Below are 23,728 nucleotides of genomic sequence, written 5' to 3'. Positions count from 1 at the left end.
GAAATTACTGACAAAGAGGGAAGATAGCTACACAATTCAAATTCGGAAATGTTCGGTAATGCTAGTATTATCCAAGGCTACCCTAACGCTAAATTGCTCTGTGGGTTCACCACGGAATTGCAACTGAATGTAATTGTCCGATCTTCTAGATTGAGCATCTAGAAATACTGCTCCCGAACTATCTAGAACAGTGAGATGAACTCCTAGTGGCAAATAGATTTGATTGCCAGTGGCGTGCAATTGGAGATGAATACTAGTTTGTTGATCTTTTTCGGAGCTAATTTCCACAATTAACATGACTGGTTGGTTAAGAATTTGGATACCCAAATCAATCAGTTTTGCCCGTTTAGTATTTGATTCTGGTCGATTAAGAGTCTCTAGTTCCAAAGTTTCAATGCTGCGAAAGGCATAAGTTGGTCTCAGTTCTGGCATGTTCCACAGGGATTCAATAGTTTGCCAGCCAGTCTCAAATACACCAGCAAACCATTGACTCAAATTCACTAGTGAATTAACTGGAGATTGACGTAGTTGCCATAAATGATCGATAAACGCTTCCAATGGTTGCAGTTGCGCTAAAGGCAGTGTTTCAGTTGCGACACTAGGGATAAAACCAAGCAGCCTCGCTTCTTGGAGCGATTCATCAAACTGAACTACTAAATAACCTACTCGTTCTTCCCAAGTTTCTGGAGGAATAGAACATATTTGCTGATGTAGATGGACGGGGCGACACTCCAGACGACCAATTGAGGGTACATCTAAGTCAGCTACATTCCCGCAAAAGCGCATGATGGGGTTCCAACTGTCACTAGCTTGAAGATCAGTCGGAATATCCATCATCTGCAAGTAGTCATTTACCACCCATACAGCCAGAGTATTCAACCGGACTTGCTCTGCTTTTTCAGGGTTTGGTTGCTGGTTAGCAAATTGCTGGGCAGTTATGCGAGCTCTTTGGGGAATCGGCAATGTCAAAGCGAAATCGTCTAGCTGATAGGTGGAGTTATTCATAAGTCAATCTTGAGTGATCAATGCTGCTATGTTACATATCAGCTGCATTCACTAAATTTATGCCACAAAATTGAATATTTGGGACTGGGGATTGGGGACTAGGGATTGGGAAGTTCTAGGCTTGACGCTTTATTTTCTGAAGCTGAAGTTCCAAGTTCTGAGGTCGAAGTAATAATCTTTCTTCTCAAATCCCCAGTCCCCAAATCAAAACCAATTCCCAATCAACACATAGGCAGACCAAAAGCTTGGTGCATGATAGTTGGGATGTTTCAACAGTTGTAGCTGGGCACGGTGGACTGCTTCGGCTTTGGTGATTTTGCCGCTCTTGAGTTCTCGATAGAAGGCACTCACAAACATCGCTGTTGATTCATCATCAATTTGCCATAGGGAAGCTATGGTACTGCGTGCCCCGGCTCGTACAGCTGCTCCTGCTAGACCGAGTGCTGCACGACTGTCTCCTGCTGCTGTCTGGCAAGCGCTCAAAACTAATAGTTCTACTATGGTTTTACCCTGACTGCGGAAGAGAGTATCAAAATCTTTGACGTTGATCTGACCATCGAAATCTAAAATAAAAGTGTCTTCAAGGCGAGAACTAAACTGACCGTGGGTTGCCAAATGCACTATGTTGAATGAAGCAGCACTAATTTCACTTTCTAAATTCTTTTTCTTAAAATTTCCATCCATGAGGCTGGTTGTCGCAACTCCGGCTTTACTAATGCCATCAAACTCAGATTTAATCGCCAGCAATGGTGCAAATTTAGTAAATCCTGGCGGTGGCTGAGTCAGTCCTGCTGTTAGCGCTCTAAGTTGCTGTTTTACTAGCGGTTTCGGATCGAGGAGTTGCAAACCTACGCTCAGAGCGATCGCATATTTCTCTACTAAGTATTGTTGACCATCGTAAAGTGCTGCCATTGGGAGGTTACGTAATGGGCCATCTAGGACGAATACTAGGGTATCGACGCCACTTTTTTGCAGTTGTGACTCAATGGGTTTTAGCAGCCAGTTATAAACTTCTTGCGATTGGGTTTGGACGATCTTAGTAGCAGTGGGATTGACAAGATTTCTTCGCAGTTCTAGTAAGAGTTTCTCTACTTCTGCTTGGGAAATCTTGGTGCTGTGGCTTTGCAGAGATTGTTTGGGAATTTTGACAATTACCTGGAGTTCGTCATGAAGAATAATTGGATAAAGGATGGCAGCCTTGGAATTATTTTGGTCTACCAGTTTATCTAGGGCTACTTTTTGTCCTTGCAGACAAGCTTCTTGGAAGAAGTCGTCTAATTCTGCTAGTTGGAGTGCTTCAATGCGATCGCGTGCTTTATCTAATATTTTTTCATTTGATTTTCCCTGTTGGGATTGTAGCAGTAATTCTACTGACTCGCGGTAGACGGGTTCTACACTGTCCCGGAAGTTGAATTGTATATCCTGGTTTACGAAATCTTTATTCACTACTAAATCTCTGCGGAGAGACTGGAGAGTGTCTACAGCTGCATCATAAGCGGCGATCGCACCATTAATATCTTTGGTTGCCCACAGCAATCTACCTAACTGCCACTCCAAGCTATAGGTGATTTCTGGCGCATTGCTACTCTGCGCCAAAGCTAATCCTTGCCGTGTCAGGTCTTGTGCCTCTGACCACTGCCTAGTTTCTTCGTACAAGCTGCCTAAACTCTTCAAAGCATAAGCCTCCGCCCGCTTGTCCCCTAAACTGCGGGATTGCTGGATGGCACTGGCGAGTAACTTTGCTGAGTCTTTGGTGCTGAGTCCTGAGTAATAATTATTTCTGGATGCTTGCAATACACCACTCTTGACTTTTGCTAAACTTTGTGAAAAGTTAACACGAGCGTAAATACTTGCACGGCTGAGGGGGAGTTGGTCGAGTTGCGACTTAATCAATGGCAAGAGACTTTGAACCTTTGCCCATTGTTGATCTTCAATTAGTAGTGCCAGGTGATTTAGTTGCGCTTGAATTTTTGTCAGGGGTGAGGGAGATGCTGCGACTGTTTGTTGATAATAGGCGATCGCTTGTTGTTTTTCCTGTTGTTTACGGGCATTATTCCCTAAGCTGAACAGACTAGCCCCAATATCAGCGCCAGATTGCAGATTTTGAGCAATTCTTAAACTTTCTTCTAGTGCTTGGCGTGACTTTTTCAAATCACCCAATACCAAAAGGGCATCACCAAGCGATCGCAAACTCACTGTTTTTTCTATAGAATCTGGTTGAGATTTTAATGTCTGACTAACTCGATCGAGTGTTTTGACAGCGCGGGGGTAAAATCCTTGGGTACGCCACGCCTGTGCTTGATTGATTAGCGATCGCACCACACCACTTTGATTATCTGCTTGCTTGTAAATTTCTTCCGTCTGCTGCCAAGTTGCTAAAGCTGCCTCAGACTGTCCCATTGCCAGTTGTAGACGGCCTTGAATATCTAATGATTGGGCAAATATTTGCAAATTTTGGTTTTTATCCTGTCCTTTCAGCAAGTCTAAGCTCTCTGTAATTGCCTGCTGCGCTTGACTCCATGCACCGAGTTGCTGATAAGCTAAGGAAAGATTACTCAGTGTCGCTGCTAGTTTGAGATTATCCCCTTGCTGTTTATATGCTTGGACAGCTTCTTGCAATACTTCTACAGCTTTAGCAAAGTTGCCAGCACTGTATAAAACTTTGCCCTGTTGTAATAATGAAGCGGGATCGGTGGTGACAGCTAACGATGTCAGCCTGTTAATTGACGGTTGCGATGATGAATTGATTGAACTAGGAACTTTTGCTAGCACCGGTGAACCGATAATGCATAGTAAAGCGATCAGGAAGTAAAAAGGCAAAGATAAAAAGTGAGCCAGTACAGTTTTTTTGGTTTCCAAAATGAGTGATTGGCCGACTCTGAATGGGTAAAAAATCCTGCAACATAGGGAAAATACGCGACGCCCCAGCCCCTTTTGTCTTTTAGCTTTTACAGAATTAGCGCCAAAAATCCTAGTTGTTTTAGCCATAACCACGACAAGAGGTAGACGATAACCAGGAGCGTACAGGATGAACTATAGGTGCTTCGGCTACCACAGTAATAGTACCATTCCTCTCTCTCACCTATCCCTAAGCTTCCACAATCTTATTTATCACCAAAGAGTGAGTTTCTCGGCTGAAAATGGAAAGATTCAACAGTACTACTTCTTACTCAGCACGGGCTAAACCTTAGCTATCCACTAACAGCACTCAACACCCCGCTACTGCTAATAACACTCATCACTCATCATAATAATCCTTCCAGTTCTGCGAATTTACGTAAACGCGGTAGACATTGGCGTTGATAAAAACTGCTTAATGTGGGAATTGACAGCCTAAATTCTTCAGATAATTCTCTCCAACTAACTTCCGGGGGTAAGCGTTTGAGAATTAACACCTGACAATTCACATCTGGACGCCCTTTAATGTAAATACCGCGCAGTTCTCCATTAGAATCTGTCTGCGCCCACATCTCCAAATCTTCCAGAATTGGAGGTGCTTGGGGACTAGCCGCGAGGTTATCTATAGGATCAATGGCTTCACTTATTCCACCTGATGTAGACTGACGAGTTCTCTGAGGAACTGTTGTGGCTTGTTCCCGATTCTGGTTAAGGTAAAAGTCTTGTAGTCTCCTTCTTAGGTAGGCATTCAGCCAAGTGATGACACTGCCATAATTGGGATCGTAGATCTGACCTGTCAAACCTTCACAAACATTGCGACAGAAATACAACCAAGTTTGTTGTAGTGCATCTTGATAGTAGGGAGTAGTTTCTCTCCAGAGTCTACTTGCTGTCAAGCGAATAATTTGCGTGAGCAACTTCTGACGCTGAGGGCTTCCAGGTTTGTGTCCACAGGCTTCTGTAACTAAGCGGCGTAGCTGTTCATCGAATGGAACCATGACAATCTTGGCGAAGAGAGCAAGAATATCTTAGTATTGCGTATAACAACGCACTAAAGAATTACCTTTCGTCAAGATGGGATATCTTTTTCAACGGGAGTATCGCATCTCGTTTCCTGCCTGAACTGGGAAAATGAAGAATTCAGGAGTCAGAATTCAGGAATCAGAATGGGCTACGCCTCGCTGCGCTAACAGGAGTCAGAATCAAGATGCGACGCCCGAATACTCAGTATCACAGACTCGCTCTAAGCGGAGTTGTACCGTTAGCGTCTCTGAAAGAGAAGGCTTTACACTGCGCTATTTGCCACTTGTATAGAATACCCAACTGAATTCTGTTTCGATAAAAATAAATTTATCCAAAAACTTTTGCTCAAGCGACTTTGACGAATAAATACACCTCATCACGCTGATATTTCAACTGGAATTCTTGATTATTTTTCAGTTTATTTACCAAGCTAGCAGTAAACTCCTGAGTATTTGACCAACTGGGATGACGGACATTCAGTAATACATAATTATAAGTATTTAAATCAGCAGGTGGGGAATCGTTATTTGTAAATGTAATCAATTTTCGGTGGCTTAAATGCGGGGAAATTTGTGCTGTGGTGTAAACACTTCCTTGAGTTTGAATCTGAGCCATCGCTTGTTTTGTAGCTTGCCAATTATCTATAGATTTTAAGTATTTACCTCCAAAAAAGGTAAATTTTGCCAGACTTAAAAATACCACTAATGACCACAGAATGATTGCTCGTTTATTTTGTAGCAATCCCCTACCTGCGGCAAGACTAGAAATTACAGCCAACAACAGAAATGGTAGCGCTGGAAGAGAGTACTGAAGAATCAGGTTTTTTTGAGGTGGGTAATCAGCTAGGATGTTGAGCGCCAAACAAGGAATAGCTCCTACCAAAGGTTTTATTCCTGGTAGGGAAAGCCACCAAATCACAGGTGCTAGCACCAGAACTAAATATTCTAGGTTATCCAATACAAAAACCTTTCCCAAAATTAGTCCTGGCTGAAAAACGAGATTTTTAGCAATGCCTAAAACTGAATTACCTAAATAGTTGTAACGTACCAACGCTGTTGCTTCTGCACTGTTGAAAAAAGGAATAATTACCTGAGTAGCAATCAAAAACCAGGCGACACCAGCACCAAGAGCGATCGCACCATATAAACGCCGTTTTTCAAACAACAGTAACCAAACTCCCATTCCAGCAACAGTGAGAGACAATATTTCCTTACATCCCAAGACCACAAAAATACTTAAACAAAACCATCCCAACTGACCTAAACGTGCCGCTAAAACCGCTGTCAATAGTAGTGGTACAGCTATCACTTCCGGGTGAAAATCAAATAAATTGGCATTAAACATCAATGGCTGCAAGAGATATACAAATACGATCGCTATTGCTTGGTTTTCCTTCAGTCCAGCTTGACGCGCTAGATACCAAATTGGCAAAGCGCCTAATGCCAAGGCAATTGACTGCACAGCAAATAGCCAGTAAACACTAGGGTAAATTTTATACAGTAAAGCCAGGGGATAGAATATCCAAGCAGCATGATCGCCGAGAATATGAAAACCCATGAAAGAACTAATAGGCGGTTCCCCTTGACTAATTAAATAAACCGCTTGGTCAAAAATTCCTAAGTCAAAAGCGGTTGATTGAAATAACTCATGTCGTAAGCTGCTGCATCCAAACAAAATTAAGGCACTCACGCCAATTATCCAACTAAGATAACCAAGCTGATTGAATTTTTTCCTCATACCACCAAAAAAGTTTTCACTGTGAGTATTTTAGATGCATAATTAGCAATATTATTCACTACGATTATCAGACCTAAATGTATAGCACAAATATTGTAAAGCTATTCACAAAAAGAACGATCGTATTCCAAGAAAAAGAATGGTTATTTAGCTTACTGGTAATATCTCTAGTTCTCTGGCTGATATTTTTAGGAAACTCCCCTTTACGAGATTGGGATGAAGGTACTTACGCTCTAGTCGCTAGAGAAATTTATCGCACTGGTAACTGGCTTTATCCAACTATTCAGGGTGAACCATTTTTATTAAAACCGCCTTTGATGCAATGGTTAATTGCTTGCTGCTACCACTTAGGAGGAGTACAAGAATTCACCACACGCTTACCTGGTGCAGTTTTAACTGCCTTGGGAGTGCCTTTGCTTTACTTGGTGGGGCGTTTAGCCTTTAAGCAAAGTTTACCGGCTCTATTTGCTGCTTTAGTTTACTTGACGATGTTACCTGTGGTGCGTCATGGGCGACTAGCAATGTTAGATGGGATGACTATTTCTTTTTTCTTGCTTTTGCTGTTTTGTCTTTTAAAGGCACGTCAGAACCGAAAATATGCTCTAGGGGTGGGATTTTGTCTGGGGTTAATTATATTGACTAAGGGAATGATAGTTTTGCTGTTGGGGGCGATCGCCTGTTTATTTTTGCTTGCCGATCGACAATTAGCTTTGTTAAAAAATCCCTATCTCTGGGTAGGAATTTTGTTAGGAAATGCCCCTGCGATCGCTTGGTACATTGCTCAGTGGCAACATTATGGAAATACTTTCTTAGAAGTGCATTTTCAAGCACAAGCCTTTGACCGCCTTGTACAAACCGTTGAAGGTAATAGCGGGCCTGTTTGGTACTATTTATTAGAATTACTTAAATATGGTTTTCCCTGGCTATTATTTTTACCTGGAGGGCTTTATCTAGCTTGGAAAGAACGTCATCATACCTGGGGTTCTCTAGTTCTATTAGGTACAATTATTTACTTAGGAACTATTTCTTTGATGAGAACTAAACTGCCTTGGTATGTCATGCCTGTATATCCATTTTTAGCTTTAGCAATTGGTGCTAGACTTAGCGAAATTTGGCAACACGGTAATTTTCGGGTAAGAACTTGGACTATATTTCTGACTATTATTGCTGTTGCCGGTTTAGGAGGTTGTGTTTACTTTTATCTGAAAAAACAGCCTATTTTGATAGTCATGAGCATTATTTTGACAATAAGTATGGGTATCACAGCATGGCTAGTTAAAAAGCGCGATCGCAACTTTATTCCAGTGTTATTTACAGGCATGTATTTAGTTTTAGCACTATTAATGAGTTCGCAATCTTGGATTTGGGAATTAAAGGAAGCTTTTCCAGTTAAACCAGTAGCAGAATTAATTCGGGCAAATGTTTCACCAGGAACACAAATTTATACTTCTTTTGCTTATGGGCGTCCTAGCTTAGACTTTTACAGCGATTGTAAAGTCACTGCTGCGACTGTGCCACTTTTACAAAAAATGTTATCTAATAAATCTCATTTGCTATTAGACAATGCGGCTTTACAGCAAATCAATTTAACTGGTAGTCAAATTATAGGAGCAGCTAATGGATTTACGCTAATTACCAAAAATTAATTATACCAAAAGCCACATATCCCCGACTTCTCAAAGAAGGCGGGGATCTAATTTATGGGTAAACTAACAATCAGATTAATCAACTTAAGCTACCCAAAGATCGCGGGCAAATCGAATAGAAAATATGAACATTAGTATTGCAAAAAAGTACATAATTGGGTATCCCCAACGAGGATAACGAGCAAGTAATAACCCGAATGCCATTGACAGCGATATAATCCCGTAAGCGTAGCGTTCAGCCGAGGGTGTAATCCCAGTGTTTAAAATTAAAGCGAACGAAGAAAACCCATAGGCAACAGTAACAAGGGGAATTTTAGCTCGTGAGAACCATAGTAAATAGATTCCCCCAAAAACTAGGACAATTTTAACTATTTCATCTCCTGTCAATATCCACAATAATAGCCATAAAAAATATAATCCATAGCGGAATTTAATCATCCCTAGATGTAAACGAAAGCGGCATAATAAATAACCACTAACAATAATTATTAAAAATAATAACGGATGCAAAGGGTCTTTGATATAGCCCGATTCCCAATTAGTTAAACCTACCGTAATTTGCATCAGCATCTTCCACCAACCTTGCCAAGCAAACCCTGTTGCATCACCACGCCACGCTTTTTGTACATGAATGAAAGCCAAAGCGTCGCCAAATTGAATTTGACAATAAAGACTGTACAGAGATATACCCAAACCAACACTTAAGCTGGCAATATAGGCTTTTATACCTCTACGTTCTTTCCAAGAAACAAATAGAAAAGCAGGGATGAGCGCAACTCCAGGTAGTCGCGTTGCTGTAGATAATGCTCCCCAGAACCCTGCCCAAATATATTGCTTTTTATCAAAAGCTCGTAAGGCAGATGTAGTACACAATAAAAATAGACCTTCAGTGTAAATTACAGTTCCATAAAGGGAATAGGGACACCATACTAAAGTAGCTGTCGCCCATCGTGCTGTGCTTGTTCCGTAAAGCTCCTGTACCCAATAAAAAAGTATGAGTAAAGCAGCAAAAAAAGCTGAGTTGTTAACTAATATACCTGCCACTTTGGGAGTAAAGCCCACGAACATAAGGATACGGCTTAACAATGGGAATAAAGGGAAAAATGCAACTGTATGCATTTCATTAAAGTTACTAGAAAAATCATAACCAGAAGTCATAATTTTCTCATACCAAACGCTATCCCAAGCATAAAAAACATCCCAGCTAAAGGTGGCAGAAGCACCATTTGATGGAGTTGGGAACAATGGGGCAATTAGTAACATAGTGGTAACTATTAAAAGTCTACTAGAGAGCCACATTGCTATGACAAAAAATAACCCATTAGCTAAAATTTTTTTTCTGATCTTCATCTTTACAGATAGATAAATTAACCTTGATTGATATTCTAGTAACACTATTTTGTAATAGAAAGGCATAAAAAATTAACAGCCATTACAAAAAGCTTGATTGCTAATTCTTGTAGCTAACTGTCATGATGCTACAAGCTTTCGTTTGTTACTTGAACAGTAGATTGACTAGATTGAGCTAGATAGATACCCGCTAAAACTACGGCAAAAGTTGCCCAGTCAAACAAGCCTACTTTTTCGGAAAAAATAAACCAAGCAAAAATGGAAGCTAGAACTGGTTCTAGAAGAAGCGTGACGGCGACAACTCCTGAAGAGATTCTGCTGAGGCTATAAGCTAAAAGTCCCTGACCCAAGACTTGACAGAAGAGAGCTTGGAAAATGATGAAAAACCAACCTGTCCAGGAATAGGGAAATAGTCTATTTTCGAGGAATGGGAGGACGGGTAGTAGAAACATTGTTGTCACTCCACAGCGCCACAGCATGATAGTTGCAGTGCTAAATCGGGTTCTGAGTCGTTCTATCAGCAGCATACACGTGGCCATGAAAACCGCAGTGAGCAATGCTAAGGTATCACCCAATATTTGGTCAGTTGCAAATTGTACCTTATTGAGTTCAAATGCGATCGCTCCCCCCAAGGCGATGACCAGACCAATCACGAATCTGCGATCAAAACGCCGACCGAATAACAGATATCCAGCTAAAGCAACAAATAAGGAGTTCAAATTAGACAGTAAAGCCACATTGGCAACACTCGTTTGACTCAGCGCCCAAGCCCACAAGAGAAGGTAGGTTCCAGCAGAGGTTCCCATTGCCAACAATAGCCACACTTCTTGTTTCGTAAAAGTAAAAGGCTTCTGTTCTATAGATTGGTTATCAATAAAGGCAGGAGTAATATTGCCCCCTGCCCCCTGCCCCCTCTTCCCCCTATCCCCAGAGGGGGCCCCGAGTCCCCCTGCCTCTTCCCTCCTGCCTCCTTCAATAGACTGTTGGTAGCGGAAAGCCTCAAGTCCATTCCACAGACCAAAGACAACTGTAGCAATCCAACTGCGATGAAATACTACAGCATTTGCACCAATTTCTTGTTGACACAATTTGGTTAGAGATGGTGCTAAAGATATAGGAATTAGGGCAAATAATAATGAGACAGTTCCTAATAAAGCTGGTGTTTCGGAGAATTGTTGCTTTAGTAATGACAGTTTGCTCGTCATACTTTTAACGAAAGTGTTAACTATATTTGTGACTGATTCCTGAAACGGCAAATTAACAGCAGCTTGGCTAGATACGGCTAAGTATAAACCGATTAAAACTACGGCGAACCCTACCCAATTTGATAAAGTTAATGTTTCCGAAAATATTACCAGAGCGAAAATGCCGCTAAATACTGGCTCTAAAAGATGCACCAAGGAGACAACCACAGAGGAAAATTTGGCAAGGCTATAGGTCAAAAGCCCATGACCTAAAACTTGGCAGATTACAGCTAGGGAAATGACCCAAAGCCATCCGTTGACTGTAGAAGGGAAAAGTCGATCTTGAGTGAATAAAAGTATGGGGAAAATAGCTAAAGCTGCGATCGCACAGATCCACAACTGGATTGTGACCGGAGAAAATTTGGTGCGTAATTTTTCTACGATTAGCAGGTAGGCACTCAAGAAAATTGCCGAAACGATCGCAGCCAAGCCTCCTTGAAGTTCATCTGTGGCTATTTGCAGTTCCTCAAATTCAATCGCGATCGCTCCCCCAAGCGCAACGACCATCCCAATCAAGAATTGGCGCTCAAAACGCTTATGAAATAACAGCCACACCCCTAAACTAGTAAATATGGGGGCAAGATTATGCAACACACTAGAAATTGCCACACTAGTTTGAGTAAGTGACCAAGCCAACAAAACTAAAGTGGCAGCCCAAAGAATACCAGCACCTACCAATAGCAATATATCCTGACTGGTGTAGGGCTGCTGTTCTACAGATTTTTCTCTGGAAAATCGCTGCCGTATTGCCTTGTATCCATGCCAGAGTAAGAAGACCACACTAGCAAGCCAAAAGCGATTAAATACAGTGGCACTGGGGCTGAGTTCCATTTCGCTCAATTTCATAAAAATAGAGCCAAAAGATATGACACCTACACCTAGAAATAATGAAGCGATCGCGATCTTCGTTTGATTAAATAAAGTCATTAGAAAATTTCAATGCAACTCAACTATATGGATCAACCCTCTAACCAACCCAACGCTCTTGGGCAAATCCTACAGCTATTTTGGCTAGTAGTGTTATAAAAGCCCCCAATATTAAATATCCCTGACGAGGATGGCGAGATAACAGCACACCAATGGCTATATTCAAAGGCACAATACCATAAGCGAGACGGCTCAAGGAGATGGTGCCTCCAGAAGCTAACAGCAAACCAATACCACAAAAGCCATAAATCACTGTAACTGGCGTCAGTTGCGTGTGTAAGTGCCACAATATATAGGCACCACCCAAGACCATGAACAAGTTGAGCAAGCTATTAATCCACTGTTCGCTTGCTAGAATCAACAAAAGTAAGGCTAAAGCATAAAAGCCATAGAATAATTTTACAGAACTAAAACGTTGACGGAAACGCCATAAAAGATAGCTATTGGCAACACTCAAGCCAAACAAGAAGAGATACCAAGGGTCTTGAATCCCGCCAGAGGGGTTCTGAACCCAACCATTCTGCCAATTTTCTCTGCCGACTACAATTTGCATGAACATATTTAACCAACCCTGCCAATCAAAGCCCAGAGTTGGTCGCCATCCTTTTTGTGCTTCGATAAAAGCTAAAGGGTTACCAAAATAAATCGCACAATACAAACTGAATAAAAGTATGCCAATAGCGGTAGTCAAACCAGCTATGTAGGCAATAGGTGGTCGGCGTTCTTTCCAGGCTGCGATCGCCAATGCTGGAATTAGTGCTATACCTGTAGGACGTGTTGCTGTGGCCATCGCACCCCAAAGGGCAGTCCAGCCATACTGTTTTCGATCAAAGGCGCGTAAAGTTGCCGTACTCAAAAACAAATACAGCCCCTCTGTGTAAATCACTCCTGTAAACATAGAAGACGGATATAAAGAAACCACAGCTGTCACCCAATGGGCTGCATTGATGCCATAATGCTCCTTGGCCCAAAAGTATAAACAGTAAAGCGCTGCAAAAAATGCCAAGTTGTTGACTAACATACCTGCTAGTTCAAACGTTAAGCCCAGCTTCATCAAAACCCAGATGCTTAAGGGAAATAAGGGAAAGAAGGCCAGATTATGCTGTTTGCCGTCATTGGCAAATTCATATCCCGAAGTTGCGATCGCTCGATAATGCACACTATCCCAAGCATCAAAAATCCCCCAACCAAAATGGGGCAAAAAGTCTTCTGCTGGTAACGGTAGTTTTGGCGCAATCAGCAACATAGCAGTCCAAATAAATATTCGACTGGCAAACCATATTGTGGCTGGAAACAGGAAATCATTGTTCCATAAAACTTTTTTTATAACTATCTGAACTTTGACCATAAACTTGAGTGCTTTAACAAACTCCTTTCTGCATCCTTTTACATATAGCTGTAACGCAGCAATTTATGAGTAACATCTTGCATATTAAATCCTGCACCAACATAATTAACAAACTGGACAAATTAGCAGTTAATTGAAATTATTTCCTATTTGGTTACTTTTGCCAATTATCTCGGAGTTTATCTTTAAAAAGATAGTATTTATAAATACATCTTTTGTCTAGTTATATCTTTTGAGATTTATCTGTTGTAAAACTTTGAAATTAACAAATTGGGGCTGGCGCAGGGACGAGTAAAAGAGGGCATAGAGACACGCGGGCACTTTCCTTCTTCCCCTCATCCTCTGCAATGTATCGATTATGGTGATTGCTGTGATTAAAGAGTCCCCAGCAATTTATAGTGGGAGTTGTCTGTAAATCCTTAAGCAATTGTGAAAGCGATTACTCTTGTTGGTTCCACTGGTTCTATTGGTACTCAGACTTTAGATATTGTCACTCAGTACCCAGATCAATTTCAGATTGTGGGATTGGCAGCTGGGCGTAATGTGGAAATGTTGGCTGCTCAAATTCGGCAATTTCGACCGAAAATAGCAGCAATTTCCTCAGAAGACCAATTACCAGCCCTCAAAGAAGCAATCATTGACCTCGATCCCCAACCGATTCTACTGGCGGGTGACGCCGGAGTGATAGAAGTTGCTCGTTACGGCGATGCCCAAACTGTTGTTACGGGGATCGTTGGTTGTGCTGGTTTGCTACCTACCATCGCTGCGATTGAAGCTGGTAAAGATATTGCCTTAGCGAACAAAGAAACCCTGATTGCCGGCGCACCTGTGGTTCTACCCCTAGTTGAAAAACATGGTGTCAAATTACTCCCAGCCGATTCCGAACATTCCGCAATCTTTCAATGCCTCCAAGGTGTGCCAAAGGGAGGTGTGCGGAAAATTTTGCTGACTGCATCGGGTGGGGCTTTCCGAGACTGGGATGTAGAAAAGTTAGCAGATGTAACCGTAGCTGATGCCCTCAAGCATCCGAATTGGTCGATGGGGCGGAAAATCACAGTAGACTCTGCTACTTTGATGAATAAAGGGCTGGAAGTAATTGAGGCTCACTTTCTGTTTGGGTTGGATTATGACAATATCGAAATTGTCATTCATCCCCAGAGTATTATTCACTCGCTGATTGAATTGCAAGATACTTCAGTTTTAGCCCAACTGGGTTGGCCGGATATGCGCTTACCCTTACTCTATGCTTTATCTTGGCCCGATCGCATTTACACCAACTGGGAACGACTAGATTTAGTCAAAGCTGGAAATTTAACCTTCCGGGAACCAGATCACCAGAAGTATCCTTGTATGCGGTTGGCTTATGCTGTGGGTAAAGCTGGTGGTTCCATGCCAGCTGTGTTGAATGCCGCCAATGAGCAAGCTGTGGCTTTATTTTTAGATGAAAAAATTCGCTTTTTAGATATTCCCCGGTGTATCGAAAGGGTGTGCGATCGCCATCAAAATGATAACCGTACAAATCCCTCTTTAGATGACATTTTGGCAGCAGATAAATGGGCAAGACAAGAAGTTTTAATAGCGACTGAAAAGTTAGAGACTCACTCGCAGATAATTTCTCTGCGATAAAAACCTTTAATTCAGATACCCAAAAGGCAGATTTTCTGGCTTTTGACCAATTCTTGTTTAGCCTTCAGCCTAATGCTGAAGGCTAACGGTCAAATATTACACTTCCCCAATATCAAAAATGCGTAGCCGAAAGGCTTGTCGTCAGACATCGCACTTACCCAACTTCAACAAAAATGCGAACTGACAAGTCAGCGCTTCGCTATCGCACTTCTCCCAAATCAAAAATGCGATCGCACCAGCAGCAGAATAGAAAATATTCTCTCCAGATGACTCAAGTCAGTGATGTCAGAAAGTTTTTTGACTCCTTCGAGTTGATGCAGTAATCATTAAATTACTAGTCGCCAAATAGATTTTTTGGCAACTATTAAGACTCCTGTCTGATTTCTGAACAAAATGTCAAATGAAACCCTGATAAAACAGGCTTTTCGGTCTCAGTATGTTTTCAAAAATTAAATCGGAGTCCTAATATAACTATTGTATCTTGTGATTAGTGATACAAAAGCTTTAGAAAAGTCTTTTCAGTAACTCTGCCAAATTGCCAAATAACTTGCCTCTGCTCTGCATTTTCGTCTCATTTTCAGGTAATATGGCATTGGCACAGTTACATAAAAAATCTGAGCTTTAGTATCTATTCAAAATTAGGTCTAATAGCTTTAGCACTAATAATTGTTACTCAGATAAAAGTTTATCTTTTCTGAATAAACGGGTTTTCCGATAACGCCTACTATTAAGGAATTTATATATTATGATTGCTACCTTGATTATAGCTTGGATTGTCTTCATAATATTATGGAAGTTGCTAAAAGCAACCCTAAAGAGTGCATTAACTATTGCCGCAATCCTAATTTTATTAAATATCAGTTTTGGCATTACCCCGCAAGATATCTGGCAGCACGTAACGCAGTTTGCTCAAACTATCTCCCAGATACAAAGTGGCAAATAGAAAATTAAAAATTGTTATTTAATGCCGAAATCTTGGCTAATGCATCCTTAACACTTGCTGGCAACTGACGCATAATCTTGCCTCTTTCGCGATCTAAAGCGACTAAAGTCACCTTGGCGGTGACGTACAATTGTTGTCCATCAGTTGAGACAATGGCATAATCCCAAATTATTCGGACGCCAGTCACCTCAGCCATACGCGTTTTTACCACCACTGTTAGACCTAATTGAATTGAGTGATGATAGCGCACCGACAGTTCTACAACTGGTAAATCGCAGCCGATAGTGACTAAATCAGCAAATTCAACCCCGATAGATCGCAAACATTCAATGCGTGCTTCTTCCATCCAAGCTATATAGGAACCGTGCCAGACAATGCCTGCATAGTCAGTGTGGTGGGGTTGTACTCTCACAGGATATTCAAACCAATTCCCAAATTCATGACTTGATGGATTGTCAAGGGCGCTGGTTGGTGGTAATTTTGGTTGGCTAGGTTTTTCTTCTGACATCTTCAAATTTCTCAGCACCTATAAATTTTCCAAATCAATAAAAATTAATTGCGTTGCCGGACTTCTTGATTTAATATTTACCTTCCTGGAATAGGGAGTATTTGATTATGCAGCCTAATCTTAAGTATGTTAATGTTTTTGCTTTGACTCTACTTAGTTTACTAGGTTTTGGGATGGCATACCCAGACAATAATCAGGTAAGCACAAATGCAAGGTTTAGGTACAAATCTGGAGAAAAAGCTCAAGCTTTACCCAAGAATAATCAACTATCAGAAGTTGCAAGGCTCAATGAAGAAGCTATCAAAGAATCTCGCCAAGGTCAATTGACACAAGGGTTGCATAAATTACAAAAAGCATTAGCCATCAGCAGAGAACTTGGAGAGCGTTCTTGGGAAGCGGTAACATTCAACAACATCGGTAGAATCTACCAAAGTCAAAAAAAGTATCCCGAAGCACTTCAATCTTATCAGCAAGCTCTATTAATTAACAAAGAACTTGGGGATCTGGTTCGACTTGGTAAAACCTACAGTAATATAGGTTACTTATTCGATACTCAAAACCAACCAGAGTTAGCAGTTTTTTTCTATAAGCACTGCTTAATTAATCGTGAGAAAGCTCGGTTGAATCCATCAGCGCTGAGTGTGCCGCAGCCAGATGCTTACAGCATAACTGTTAGCCAGACATATCGTATTTTGGGTGAACGATTACTCAAACAAGAACGTGTTGCTGAAGCACAAAGGACAATGGATTTACTCAAGGTTGAAGAACTAGAAGAATATCTCCAAAATGTGTCAGGTAATCAACGTACTGTCAAAGGTATTAATATAGCGGCAACAGAAAAACCAATTAAACAAAAGTTGGATCAAAGCGTGGATAATGCTGTTGTGTTGGGTAAAGAACTGACAAAACTACGGAAAATTAAGCCCGAACAGCGATCGCTTGAACAAAAACAACGCATCGAGCAATTAGTCTTAAATCAACAGCAAATTCTAGATGAATTTAACGAATTTATCAATAGTCCTTCAGTGAAAGCACAGGTAGAGCAAATTAGCCGTACAGCTAGGCGGCAAAATTTGGATTTGGAGAATCTCAACGAACTTCGGGATAATTTGGCACGATTGCCGCAAAAATCGGCACTACTCTACCCACTGATTTTAAAAGATAGCTTGGAATTGGTATTGGTAACTGCTGAATCTCCACCAATTCATCGTACCGTTGCTGTAAAGCGCGAAAACCTCCATCAAACAATTGCTGTTTTCCGCCAAGCTTTAATCGATCCCAGTCAAAATATCAAAGCACCTGCACACCAATTGTATGACTGGCTAATTAAACCGATAGAAAAAGACCTGGAGTCATCAGGTACACAAACTCTAATTTACGCTCCCGATGACCAGTTACGCTACATTCCTTTAACTGCTTTATATGATGGCAAGCAATGGCTAGTGCAACGCTTTAATGTGAATCACATTACATCTGCCAGTCTGACTAACTTAAATACCCCAAAACAATCTACTTTGCGAGTTTTAGCAGGTGCTTTTACTAAAGGTAATTATCAAATCAAAGTTGGTAATCGGCAAGTTGCTTACGCTGGCTTACCCTTTGCAACGCAGGAGGTGGAAAGTGTAGCAGCTGCGGTTCCTGAAACTAAGAAGCTTTTAGACGATGCCTTTACCCCCAGCGTTGCTGTACCCCAAATGGATGATTATACAATTGTCCATTTAGCGACTCATGCCGCTTTTGTGGTGGGTAAACCAGAAGATTCGTTTATTTTATTCGGAAATGGCGATCGCGTTAATTTTAGAAATGTCGCCACTTGGTCACTCCCCCATGTAGATTTGGTAGTGTTGAGCGCCTGTGAAACCGGCTTGGGAGGCAAGTTAGGTAACGGTGAGGAAATTTTGGGCTTTGGCTATCAGATGCAACAAACTGGCGCAAGAGCTGCGATCGCCTCTTTGTGGTCTGTGGATGATGGTGGTACACAAGCACTCATGAGTGCTTTTTATGGTATCCTATCTACTGAGAATTTGACTAAAGTTGAAGCTTTAAGAAAAGCTCAAGTCTCATTGATTAAGGGAAACTGGAAGTCTCTAGGTCAAAACGCACCTGTAGCAGCTAGTAACTTTAGTCACCCATATTATTGGGCATCTTTTATTTTGATTGGTAATGGACTTTAGCCCGCTTTTATCAGGAGAGGCAGAGGGCGGGAGGCCTCCTGCCTTATCTCAACGACAAATATTTACGCCCACCTACTTACAGTCCCATTGAGTATAAAATTATCCTGTCATGTAGGCGATCGGGCAAAATATGCTTTAGTAACGCTCCAATTTTGGCATCTTGTCCAACAAGATAGCGCGTCTTAGGTTTATTTGCAGTGAGCGCCTGAATAACGGTTTGAGCGACAATATCCGCAGAAATTCCCCCAGATGCAAGAATCTGCATTTTTTTGCGGACAATATTCATTGCTTGTCCGTAGAGATTTTGTGCCGATTGTGGTAAATCATCCTGTGCTGTTTCCGATTGACTGAGAGACTTTTCCCAAATTGGGGTAGCGATCGCACCAGGTTCGATAATAGAAACGGAGATTCCCCAAGGTCTTAACTCCATCCGCAGCACATCATTGAGTGCAACGAAGGCAAATTTTGACGCATTGTAAGCTCCCAAGAACGGCGTCGGACTTCTACCAGCAATGGAACCCATATTGACAATTCGCCCCCGACTCTGGCGTAATAGACCAAGAAACGCTTGTGTGACTGCTAATTGTCCGGTGACATTCACCAGCATTTGTTGTTGAAATTCTGCGATCGTTAATAATTCTAAGGGGCCAGGCACAGCAATTCCGGCATTATTCACTAAACCCAAAATCCCCCCACCACCGACAGCATTTGTGACCTTATCAACGGCAACTGCGATCGATTCAGCGTCAGTAACATCTAAAAAAATCGGAATCAGCCTTGGCGATCCTTTCTGTTTAAGTGTTTGAGCATCAATATCTTGACGCACGCCAGCAAAAACAGAGAAGCCCAACTGGTCTAAAAGCAAAGCAGTAGCCTGACCAATTCCTGTTGAGGCTCCTGTAACCACTACTGTACGTTGATATTCTAAAACCATTAATTTTCTTTGATGATGGGGCTGCCGTAATTACGAATTAGTATCAATCTTTGCAAATACCAAGCCGAAGGCAATCTTCGGTTTGGTCATCTCTAGCCGATATTTGCCACGGTAATATGCGTGATTGAGCATTTGTACTGTAAGCAATTAGAGCAGCTATTGTGGAAAACTGGTTTTTAACAATAGTCACGTCACTACTACAAGTATTGCCTAGCTCAACATTGTATAAATAAATAGGCAATGCCATGAGGGCAATGCAAATTGTCCGATTCATACCCAACCTCAGCTAAAAATTTCCGATTACGCTATGTATAGATGCCACCTTGATGAACCGGATTTTTAAAACTGAGTGTTAAATGTTGAAGTTTTGAAGTTGTGTGAATTTACTCAGCGCTACTGGTTGCAGAGACGTGATTTCTTAATTATCGGTTCCACCCTTTTTCAGGTTAGGCATTGCCTACAAGATGGCTTCCTACTAACTTATGCAGATGCAAACCCAAAAAACAGGACAAAAAACCCACAGCACCCAAAAACATATCTATGGTAACTGCATTCCCCAGATAAAATAATGAAGAATGCTGAGTCACCGAAATGCTGGATGACCAACAAACACTCATGATACAAGCCCCTAAATTTATTTATGGGATTGTTAATTTTGAATTTTGTACGCCTTTGGCGTTCTCGTAGGGTATTTTGAATTTTGAATTCGGAGCGAAGCGACGTGACGCCTTCACAAGACGTAGATACTATAAACGTTCCCAACATCGATCCTGAAGAATATGGCAACTCAGACACCGATCCTCTTGATGAGTTGCCAGGTGAAATCGAAATGTCCCTTTTCGACCACCTAGAAGAGTTGCGGCAGCGGATTTTCTATTCGCTGATTGCCGTAGCTGTGGGTATTATCGGCTGTTTCTTTGCCGTTAAGCCCATTGTTCAACTACTTGAAGTTCCAGCACAAGGAGTAAAATTTCTCCAACTTGCACCCGGAGAATATTTCTTTGTCTCCCTCAAAGTGGCAGCTTACACTGGCTTCATAATTTCTAGTCCTTTCATTCTTTACCAAATTATCCAGTTTGTAGTTCCAGGACTGACTCGCCGCGAACGCCGTTTACTGGGGCCTGTGGTTTTGGGTTCGAGTGTGCTGTTTGCAGCGGGTTTGGTATTTGCCTATTTACTTCTTATCCCCGCCGCATTGAAATTTTTCATCAGCTACGGAGCAGATGTAGTTGAACAACTTTGGTCAATTGATAAATATTTTGAATTTGTGCTGCTACTGTTATTCAGCACTGGTTTAGCATTTCAAATTCCCATCATCCAACTGTTGCTCGGTAATTTGAATATTGTCTCCTCTCAACAGATGGTTTCTGGTTGGCGTTACGTGATTATGGGAGCAGTGGTTTTAGGAGCCGTCCTGACACCTTCTACTGACCCCCTAACTCAAAGTCTTTTAGCGGGAGCAGTTTTAGCGCTTTATTTCGGCGGTGTGGGGTTAGTAAAGCTCACGGGGAAATAACATTTGGAATAAGTTAGGACTTACGCACGAGTTACAAAATAACGTAGACACGAAGTGGCTTGCCGCAGGCTACCGCAGAGGCACAGAGGGCACAAAGAAAGATATTTTGCGTAAGTCCTATAAGTAATAGAGAATAGGTAAAAAGTTTTAATCAAAGCCTTGACTCACCAGTTATACAGAATTCAGAATTCAATTCTGGCAACTGATGCCAATATTTATGTTTTGTTAAGTTACGAGACGTTTAGCACGTTTATGCTCATACATTACCTTGTCAGCCTCTTCTATCAATTGTTCTAATGAAACGTTTTCATTTAAAGCACATTGGGTGGCACCAATACTTATAGATAGTTGATATGAGTAATTATGCTCTTGATTAAAGCGATCAATATTTGCTTGCAATCGCGGAGAAAATTCATCTGTATTATGGGTAGAGCAGACAGAAACAAATATGACAAACTCATCTCCTCCTATACGGGCAACAATATCCGACTCACGGAAGCTTTGTTTTAGTAATTGGGCTATGTTAATAAGCATTCTATCTCCGGTTTCATGCCCTAGAGAGTCATTAATATGCTTTAAACCATCTAAATCAACAAAAAAAAGACAGGAGAAGGTTTGTCTATGTTTAGAAATTTTGAATTGCTGATTTGCCAGCCAAAAGAAACCACGTCGATTATATAGTCCTGTCAATTCATCAGTTAAAGATAGCTGCCTTACCTCTGCTTCAGCCTTCAGGCGTTCCTGAATTTCATGCTTTAGGCGTTGATTTTGCTCAATAAGTTCTTGATGTTGCTGTTTGATAAGTAACTGGTTTCTGACTCGCATTAGCACTTCAAGTTCTTGAAATGGCTTGGTGATATAGTCTTGTCCGCCCAATTCAAAAGCTTGCAATTTATCATTGATTTGGTCAAGGGCACTAATAAAAATAATCGGAATTTGATCTGTTGTTTTTGATGCTTTCAACTGTTGACAAACCTCATAGCCATTCATTTCGGGCATATTAATGTCAAGCAGAATCAGATCCGGCGGATGTCGTTCGGCGGCTTGTAATGCCATTCTCCCGTTGATGGATTTACGAATGGTATAACCCTGTAACTCTAGTATTTTGGCTAACAACCGTAGATTATCAGGGGTATCGTCTACGACGAGGATATTCGTTTCCGAAGGAGATTTAAGTAAATTAGCCATAGAGGAATGGGGAATAGTAACAATTCAAAAAAACCGTAGAAACTTCTCGAACTTCTAAGTAATTTTCCGTAATATGTTCAGGTAAAGGTATCATCACTGTGATACCTTCTGATGTTTCTTTGTGGGTAGTGGTTGATGAGTATTGCTGTGGTAATTTTCGTTGAGAAAAAACCGAAACATCGGGTATACCAACTAATACAGAGTCGAAGTCATCACTTAAATAAGTACGTTGTTCAATTGCAACTCGATACTGTGGGGGAATATTTTGCTCAATAGTATCTGCGATCGCTCTTATCAATCGATGATGTACTTCTGACCAAAACACAGGATTTTCTAAATAAGGATTCATTCCGGGAAATGGATAATTCATAGTTTACTATCCTGAAATGAGCAATTAGAACGATTCTAAATTAATGCTTTTTTTACATTTATTTATCGCTTCCTTGAGTTTGGGTTAGATTTGCAATCTGCGCTTCTCCTTGCAAAGAGGCTTCTCTTTCAGAGACCACAACGCAGCAGCGCTTCGCGATCGCCCCTTGCAAGCGGTGATAGAACTGGGTTGAATGGCTGCTGTTGCTGGATTGCTGAGGTTCTAGTTCCAGAATCAACCCATCTACCATCCGATACATCACACCTCTAAATGTTTGATTTTTCAGTTGCCAATCAGTCTGAGCAACCCTCCGCCGCGTTTTTAGCCCAAACGGATTGCAAAGCTCCAAGTTATCTTGAGCTAGATACCCAGCAAGTTGCTGCACTTGATCGCCAGAAAACAACCGTTGTAATGGTTGACCCAGTAATGCTTCTGCCGAAATCCCAAAAAACTGTTCCACGTTTTCACTAATCTGCAAGATTCTCAGGTGTGGCTCTTGCAGTATCAGCAACAGTCCATGCGGCTGAATATAGCCGGGAGCATACACCGATTCATCACTGCACGTTTCTAAAGAAGTCAGTAGTGAAGGGGTGAGCGAGGAGAGTGAGATCAGATTTGGTGAGTGCATAGCTAAGATGAGCGGTTTTGTAAATCAAAAAGTTGTGAATATTAATTTAAAAATTCAGACAAGGAGAATTGCCTGAAATCAGTTTAATTAGCTATTACCAGAGAGGAAAAAGTAAGAAAACTCGATCACAATATCCATTCCGAAGAACGTTCGCCTAAATCTAGAGGAATGCTAACAGCTTTGCCGAGCCGGGGGCGATCGCGGGTTTGGGCAATAAATGTTTGTACCTGTGTTGATCCACCCAAGGCATGAAGATAATTGGCAATGCTATCGAGATGTTCTTGGTACTCCACCTCACTCAAGGGAAAAGAAGCTTGCTCCAAATATTTCCACATTACTTGCAAAAATATCTTTCCCTGTGCCCGCCGAAACTGGACATCGTAAGAATATCCCCACTTATCAAGCAATATCTGACGTAATTCCTGTCCTGTCATAGCTTTTCTCAATCAGATTTTACATTTAGTTATAATGTTAAGTTCCGTGACTCCAGTATGATAAGGATATAAAGAAATGTAATGCTAACAGAAAAGATGCTTTTTATATCTTGGAACAAAGAATTATGGCATCGTTGTGAGCGCTAGCATTTCGACTTAGACAAGAGTTGCTCAAGTACTAGTACTTTTGTCAAAATGCTTAACAAAATACACAAAGAGCGCGTAGATT

General features: G+C 41.4%; 21 protein-coding genes. 6 read left to right on the top strand and 15 right to left on the bottom strand.

Going from position 1 to position 23,728, the window contains the following annotated elements; all coding sequences use genetic code 11:
- Nucleotides 1-36 precede the first annotated feature (36 nt).
- From HWQ39_RS19675 to HWQ39_RS19660, 4 genes are all read right to left on the bottom strand, one after another.
- Entirely contained in the window at nucleotides 37-1,005 is a 969-nt protein-coding gene (locus tag HWQ39_RS19675) for a DUF1822 family protein (RefSeq protein ID WP_292848685.1), read from the bottom strand.
- Nucleotides 1,006-1,209: 204 nt separating this feature from the next.
- Nucleotides 1,210-3,993: a CHAT domain-containing protein gene (locus HWQ39_RS19670; RefSeq protein WP_292848683.1), complete on the bottom strand. Its 2,784-nt coding sequence runs from the start codon at nucleotides 3,991-3,993 to the stop codon at nucleotides 1,210-1,212.
- A 257-nt stretch (nucleotides 3,994-4,250) separates the two neighbouring features.
- Nucleotides 4,251-4,901 carry a sigma-70 family RNA polymerase sigma factor gene (locus HWQ39_RS19665; protein WP_292848680.1) on the bottom strand — a complete coding sequence of 217 codons (651 nt, stop codon included), beginning with the start codon at nucleotides 4,899-4,901 and terminating at the stop codon, nucleotides 4,251-4,253.
- A 370-nt stretch (nucleotides 4,902-5,271) separates the two neighbouring features.
- Nucleotides 5,272-6,663 carry a DUF2079 domain-containing protein gene (locus HWQ39_RS19660; protein ID WP_292848677.1) on the bottom strand — a complete coding sequence of 464 codons (1,392 nt, stop codon included), beginning with the start codon at nucleotides 6,661-6,663 and terminating at the stop codon, nucleotides 5,272-5,274.
- A 77-nt stretch (nucleotides 6,664-6,740) separates the two neighbouring features.
- On the opposite strand from HWQ39_RS19660, the gene HWQ39_RS19655 reads away from it, so the two are divergent.
- A complete protein-coding gene (locus HWQ39_RS19655) occupies nucleotides 6,741-8,309 on the top strand; it encodes a glycosyltransferase family 39 protein (protein ID WP_292848674.1) in 1,569 nt (522 codons plus the stop codon).
- An 84-nt stretch (nucleotides 8,310-8,393) separates the two neighbouring features.
- Here the strand turns inward: HWQ39_RS19655 and HWQ39_RS19650 are convergent, their stop codons facing one another.
- The 3 genes from HWQ39_RS19650 to HWQ39_RS19640 form a co-directional block, all read right to left on the bottom strand.
- Nucleotides 8,394-9,659 (bottom strand): mannosyltransferase family protein, encoded by a 1,266-nt coding sequence (locus HWQ39_RS19650; RefSeq protein ID WP_292848671.1) that lies wholly within the window; start codon nucleotides 9,657-9,659, stop codon nucleotides 8,394-8,396.
- A 128-nt stretch (nucleotides 9,660-9,787) separates the two neighbouring features.
- A complete protein-coding gene (locus HWQ39_RS19645) occupies nucleotides 9,788-11,830 on the bottom strand; it encodes an EamA family transporter (protein ID WP_292848668.1) in 2,043 nt (680 codons plus the stop codon).
- Nucleotides 11,831-11,870: 40 nt separating this feature from the next.
- Nucleotides 11,871-13,178, bottom strand: coding sequence for a mannosyltransferase family protein (locus tag HWQ39_RS19640; RefSeq protein ID WP_292848665.1), 1,308 nt, complete (start codon nucleotides 13,176-13,178; stop codon nucleotides 11,871-11,873).
- Nucleotides 13,179-13,607: 429 nt separating this feature from the next.
- Between HWQ39_RS19640 and dxr the strand changes: the two genes are divergently transcribed.
- From dxr to HWQ39_RS19625, 3 genes are all read left to right on the top strand, one after another.
- Nucleotides 13,608-14,804, top strand: coding sequence for a 1-deoxy-D-xylulose-5-phosphate reductoisomerase (gene dxr, locus HWQ39_RS19635; protein WP_292848661.1), 1,197 nt, complete (start codon nucleotides 13,608-13,610; stop codon nucleotides 14,802-14,804).
- A gap of 173 nt (nucleotides 14,805-14,977) precedes the next feature.
- Nucleotides 14,978-15,127: a hypothetical protein gene (locus tag HWQ39_RS19630; RefSeq protein ID WP_292848658.1), complete on the top strand. Its 150-nt coding sequence runs from the start codon at nucleotides 14,978-14,980 to the stop codon at nucleotides 15,125-15,127.
- Between the two features lie 422 nt (nucleotides 15,128-15,549).
- Nucleotides 15,550-15,747 carry a hypothetical protein gene (locus HWQ39_RS19625; RefSeq protein WP_292848655.1) on the top strand — a complete coding sequence of 66 codons (198 nt, stop codon included), beginning with the start codon at nucleotides 15,550-15,552 and terminating at the stop codon, nucleotides 15,745-15,747.
- Nucleotides 15,748-15,751: 4 nt separating this feature from the next.
- On the opposite strand, the gene HWQ39_RS19620 is transcribed toward HWQ39_RS19625, so the two are convergent.
- Nucleotides 15,752-16,255, bottom strand: a complete 504-nt coding sequence (locus tag HWQ39_RS19620) for a thioesterase family protein (RefSeq protein ID WP_292848652.1) — start codon at nucleotides 16,253-16,255, stop codon at nucleotides 15,752-15,754.
- Between the two features lie 107 nt (nucleotides 16,256-16,362).
- On the opposite strand from HWQ39_RS19620, the gene HWQ39_RS19615 reads away from it, so the two are divergent.
- Nucleotides 16,363-18,429 carry a CHAT domain-containing protein gene (locus HWQ39_RS19615; RefSeq protein ID WP_292848649.1) on the top strand — a complete coding sequence of 689 codons (2,067 nt, stop codon included), beginning with the start codon at nucleotides 16,363-16,365 and terminating at the stop codon, nucleotides 18,427-18,429.
- Between the two features lie 76 nt (nucleotides 18,430-18,505).
- Here the strand turns inward: HWQ39_RS19615 and HWQ39_RS19610 are convergent, their stop codons facing one another.
- The 3 genes from HWQ39_RS19610 to HWQ39_RS19600 all read right to left on the bottom strand — a co-directional run bounded on the left by HWQ39_RS19610 (nucleotide 18,506) and on the right by HWQ39_RS19600 (nucleotide 19,980).
- Nucleotides 18,506-19,363, bottom strand: coding sequence for an SDR family oxidoreductase (locus tag HWQ39_RS19610; protein ID WP_292848646.1), 858 nt, complete (start codon nucleotides 19,361-19,363; stop codon nucleotides 18,506-18,508).
- Between the two features lie 43 nt (nucleotides 19,364-19,406).
- The gene (locus HWQ39_RS19605; protein WP_292848643.1) at nucleotides 19,407-19,637 is read right to left on the bottom strand and encodes a hypothetical protein; all 231 of its coding nucleotides are present in this window, start codon (nucleotides 19,635-19,637) and stop codon (nucleotides 19,407-19,409) included.
- A 172-nt stretch (nucleotides 19,638-19,809) separates the two neighbouring features.
- A complete protein-coding gene (locus HWQ39_RS19600; protein ID WP_292848640.1) occupies nucleotides 19,810-19,980 on the bottom strand; it encodes a hypothetical protein in 171 nt (56 codons plus the stop codon).
- Between the two features lie 104 nt (nucleotides 19,981-20,084).
- On the opposite strand from HWQ39_RS19600, the gene tatC reads away from it, so the two are divergent.
- A complete protein-coding gene (tatC, locus tag HWQ39_RS19595; RefSeq protein WP_292848637.1) occupies nucleotides 20,085-20,879 on the top strand; it encodes a twin-arginine translocase subunit TatC in 795 nt (264 codons plus the stop codon).
- A 225-nt stretch (nucleotides 20,880-21,104) separates the two neighbouring features.
- Here tatC and HWQ39_RS19590 read toward each other — a convergent pair whose 3' ends face one another.
- From HWQ39_RS19590 to HWQ39_RS19575, 4 genes are all read right to left on the bottom strand, one after another.
- Nucleotides 21,105-22,067 carry a diguanylate cyclase gene (locus HWQ39_RS19590; protein ID WP_292848634.1) on the bottom strand — a complete coding sequence of 321 codons (963 nt, stop codon included), beginning with the start codon at nucleotides 22,065-22,067 and terminating at the stop codon, nucleotides 21,105-21,107.
- The gene (locus tag HWQ39_RS19585; RefSeq protein WP_292848631.1) at nucleotides 22,060-22,437 is read right to left on the bottom strand and encodes a DUF4058 family protein; all 378 of its coding nucleotides are present in this window, start codon (nucleotides 22,435-22,437) and stop codon (nucleotides 22,060-22,062) included. The genes HWQ39_RS19590 and HWQ39_RS19585 overlap by 8 nt, the downstream gene beginning before the upstream one ends.
- 58 nt (nucleotides 22,438-22,495) lie before the next feature.
- Nucleotides 22,496-23,065: a hypothetical protein gene (locus HWQ39_RS19580; protein ID WP_292848628.1), complete on the bottom strand. Its 570-nt coding sequence runs from the start codon at nucleotides 23,063-23,065 to the stop codon at nucleotides 22,496-22,498.
- 125 nt (nucleotides 23,066-23,190) lie between these two features.
- The gene (locus HWQ39_RS19575) at nucleotides 23,191-23,499 is read right to left on the bottom strand and encodes a DUF3067 family protein (protein WP_292848625.1); all 309 of its coding nucleotides are present in this window, start codon (nucleotides 23,497-23,499) and stop codon (nucleotides 23,191-23,193) included.
- Nucleotides 23,500-23,728: the final 229 nt, after the last annotated feature.

This window comes from Nostoc sp. NMS8, assembly GCF_017115045.1.
Taxonomy (GTDB): domain Bacteria; phylum Cyanobacteriota; class Cyanobacteriia; order Cyanobacteriales; family Nostocaceae; genus Nostoc.
This window is presented reverse-complemented; position numbering and strand designations above follow the sequence as displayed.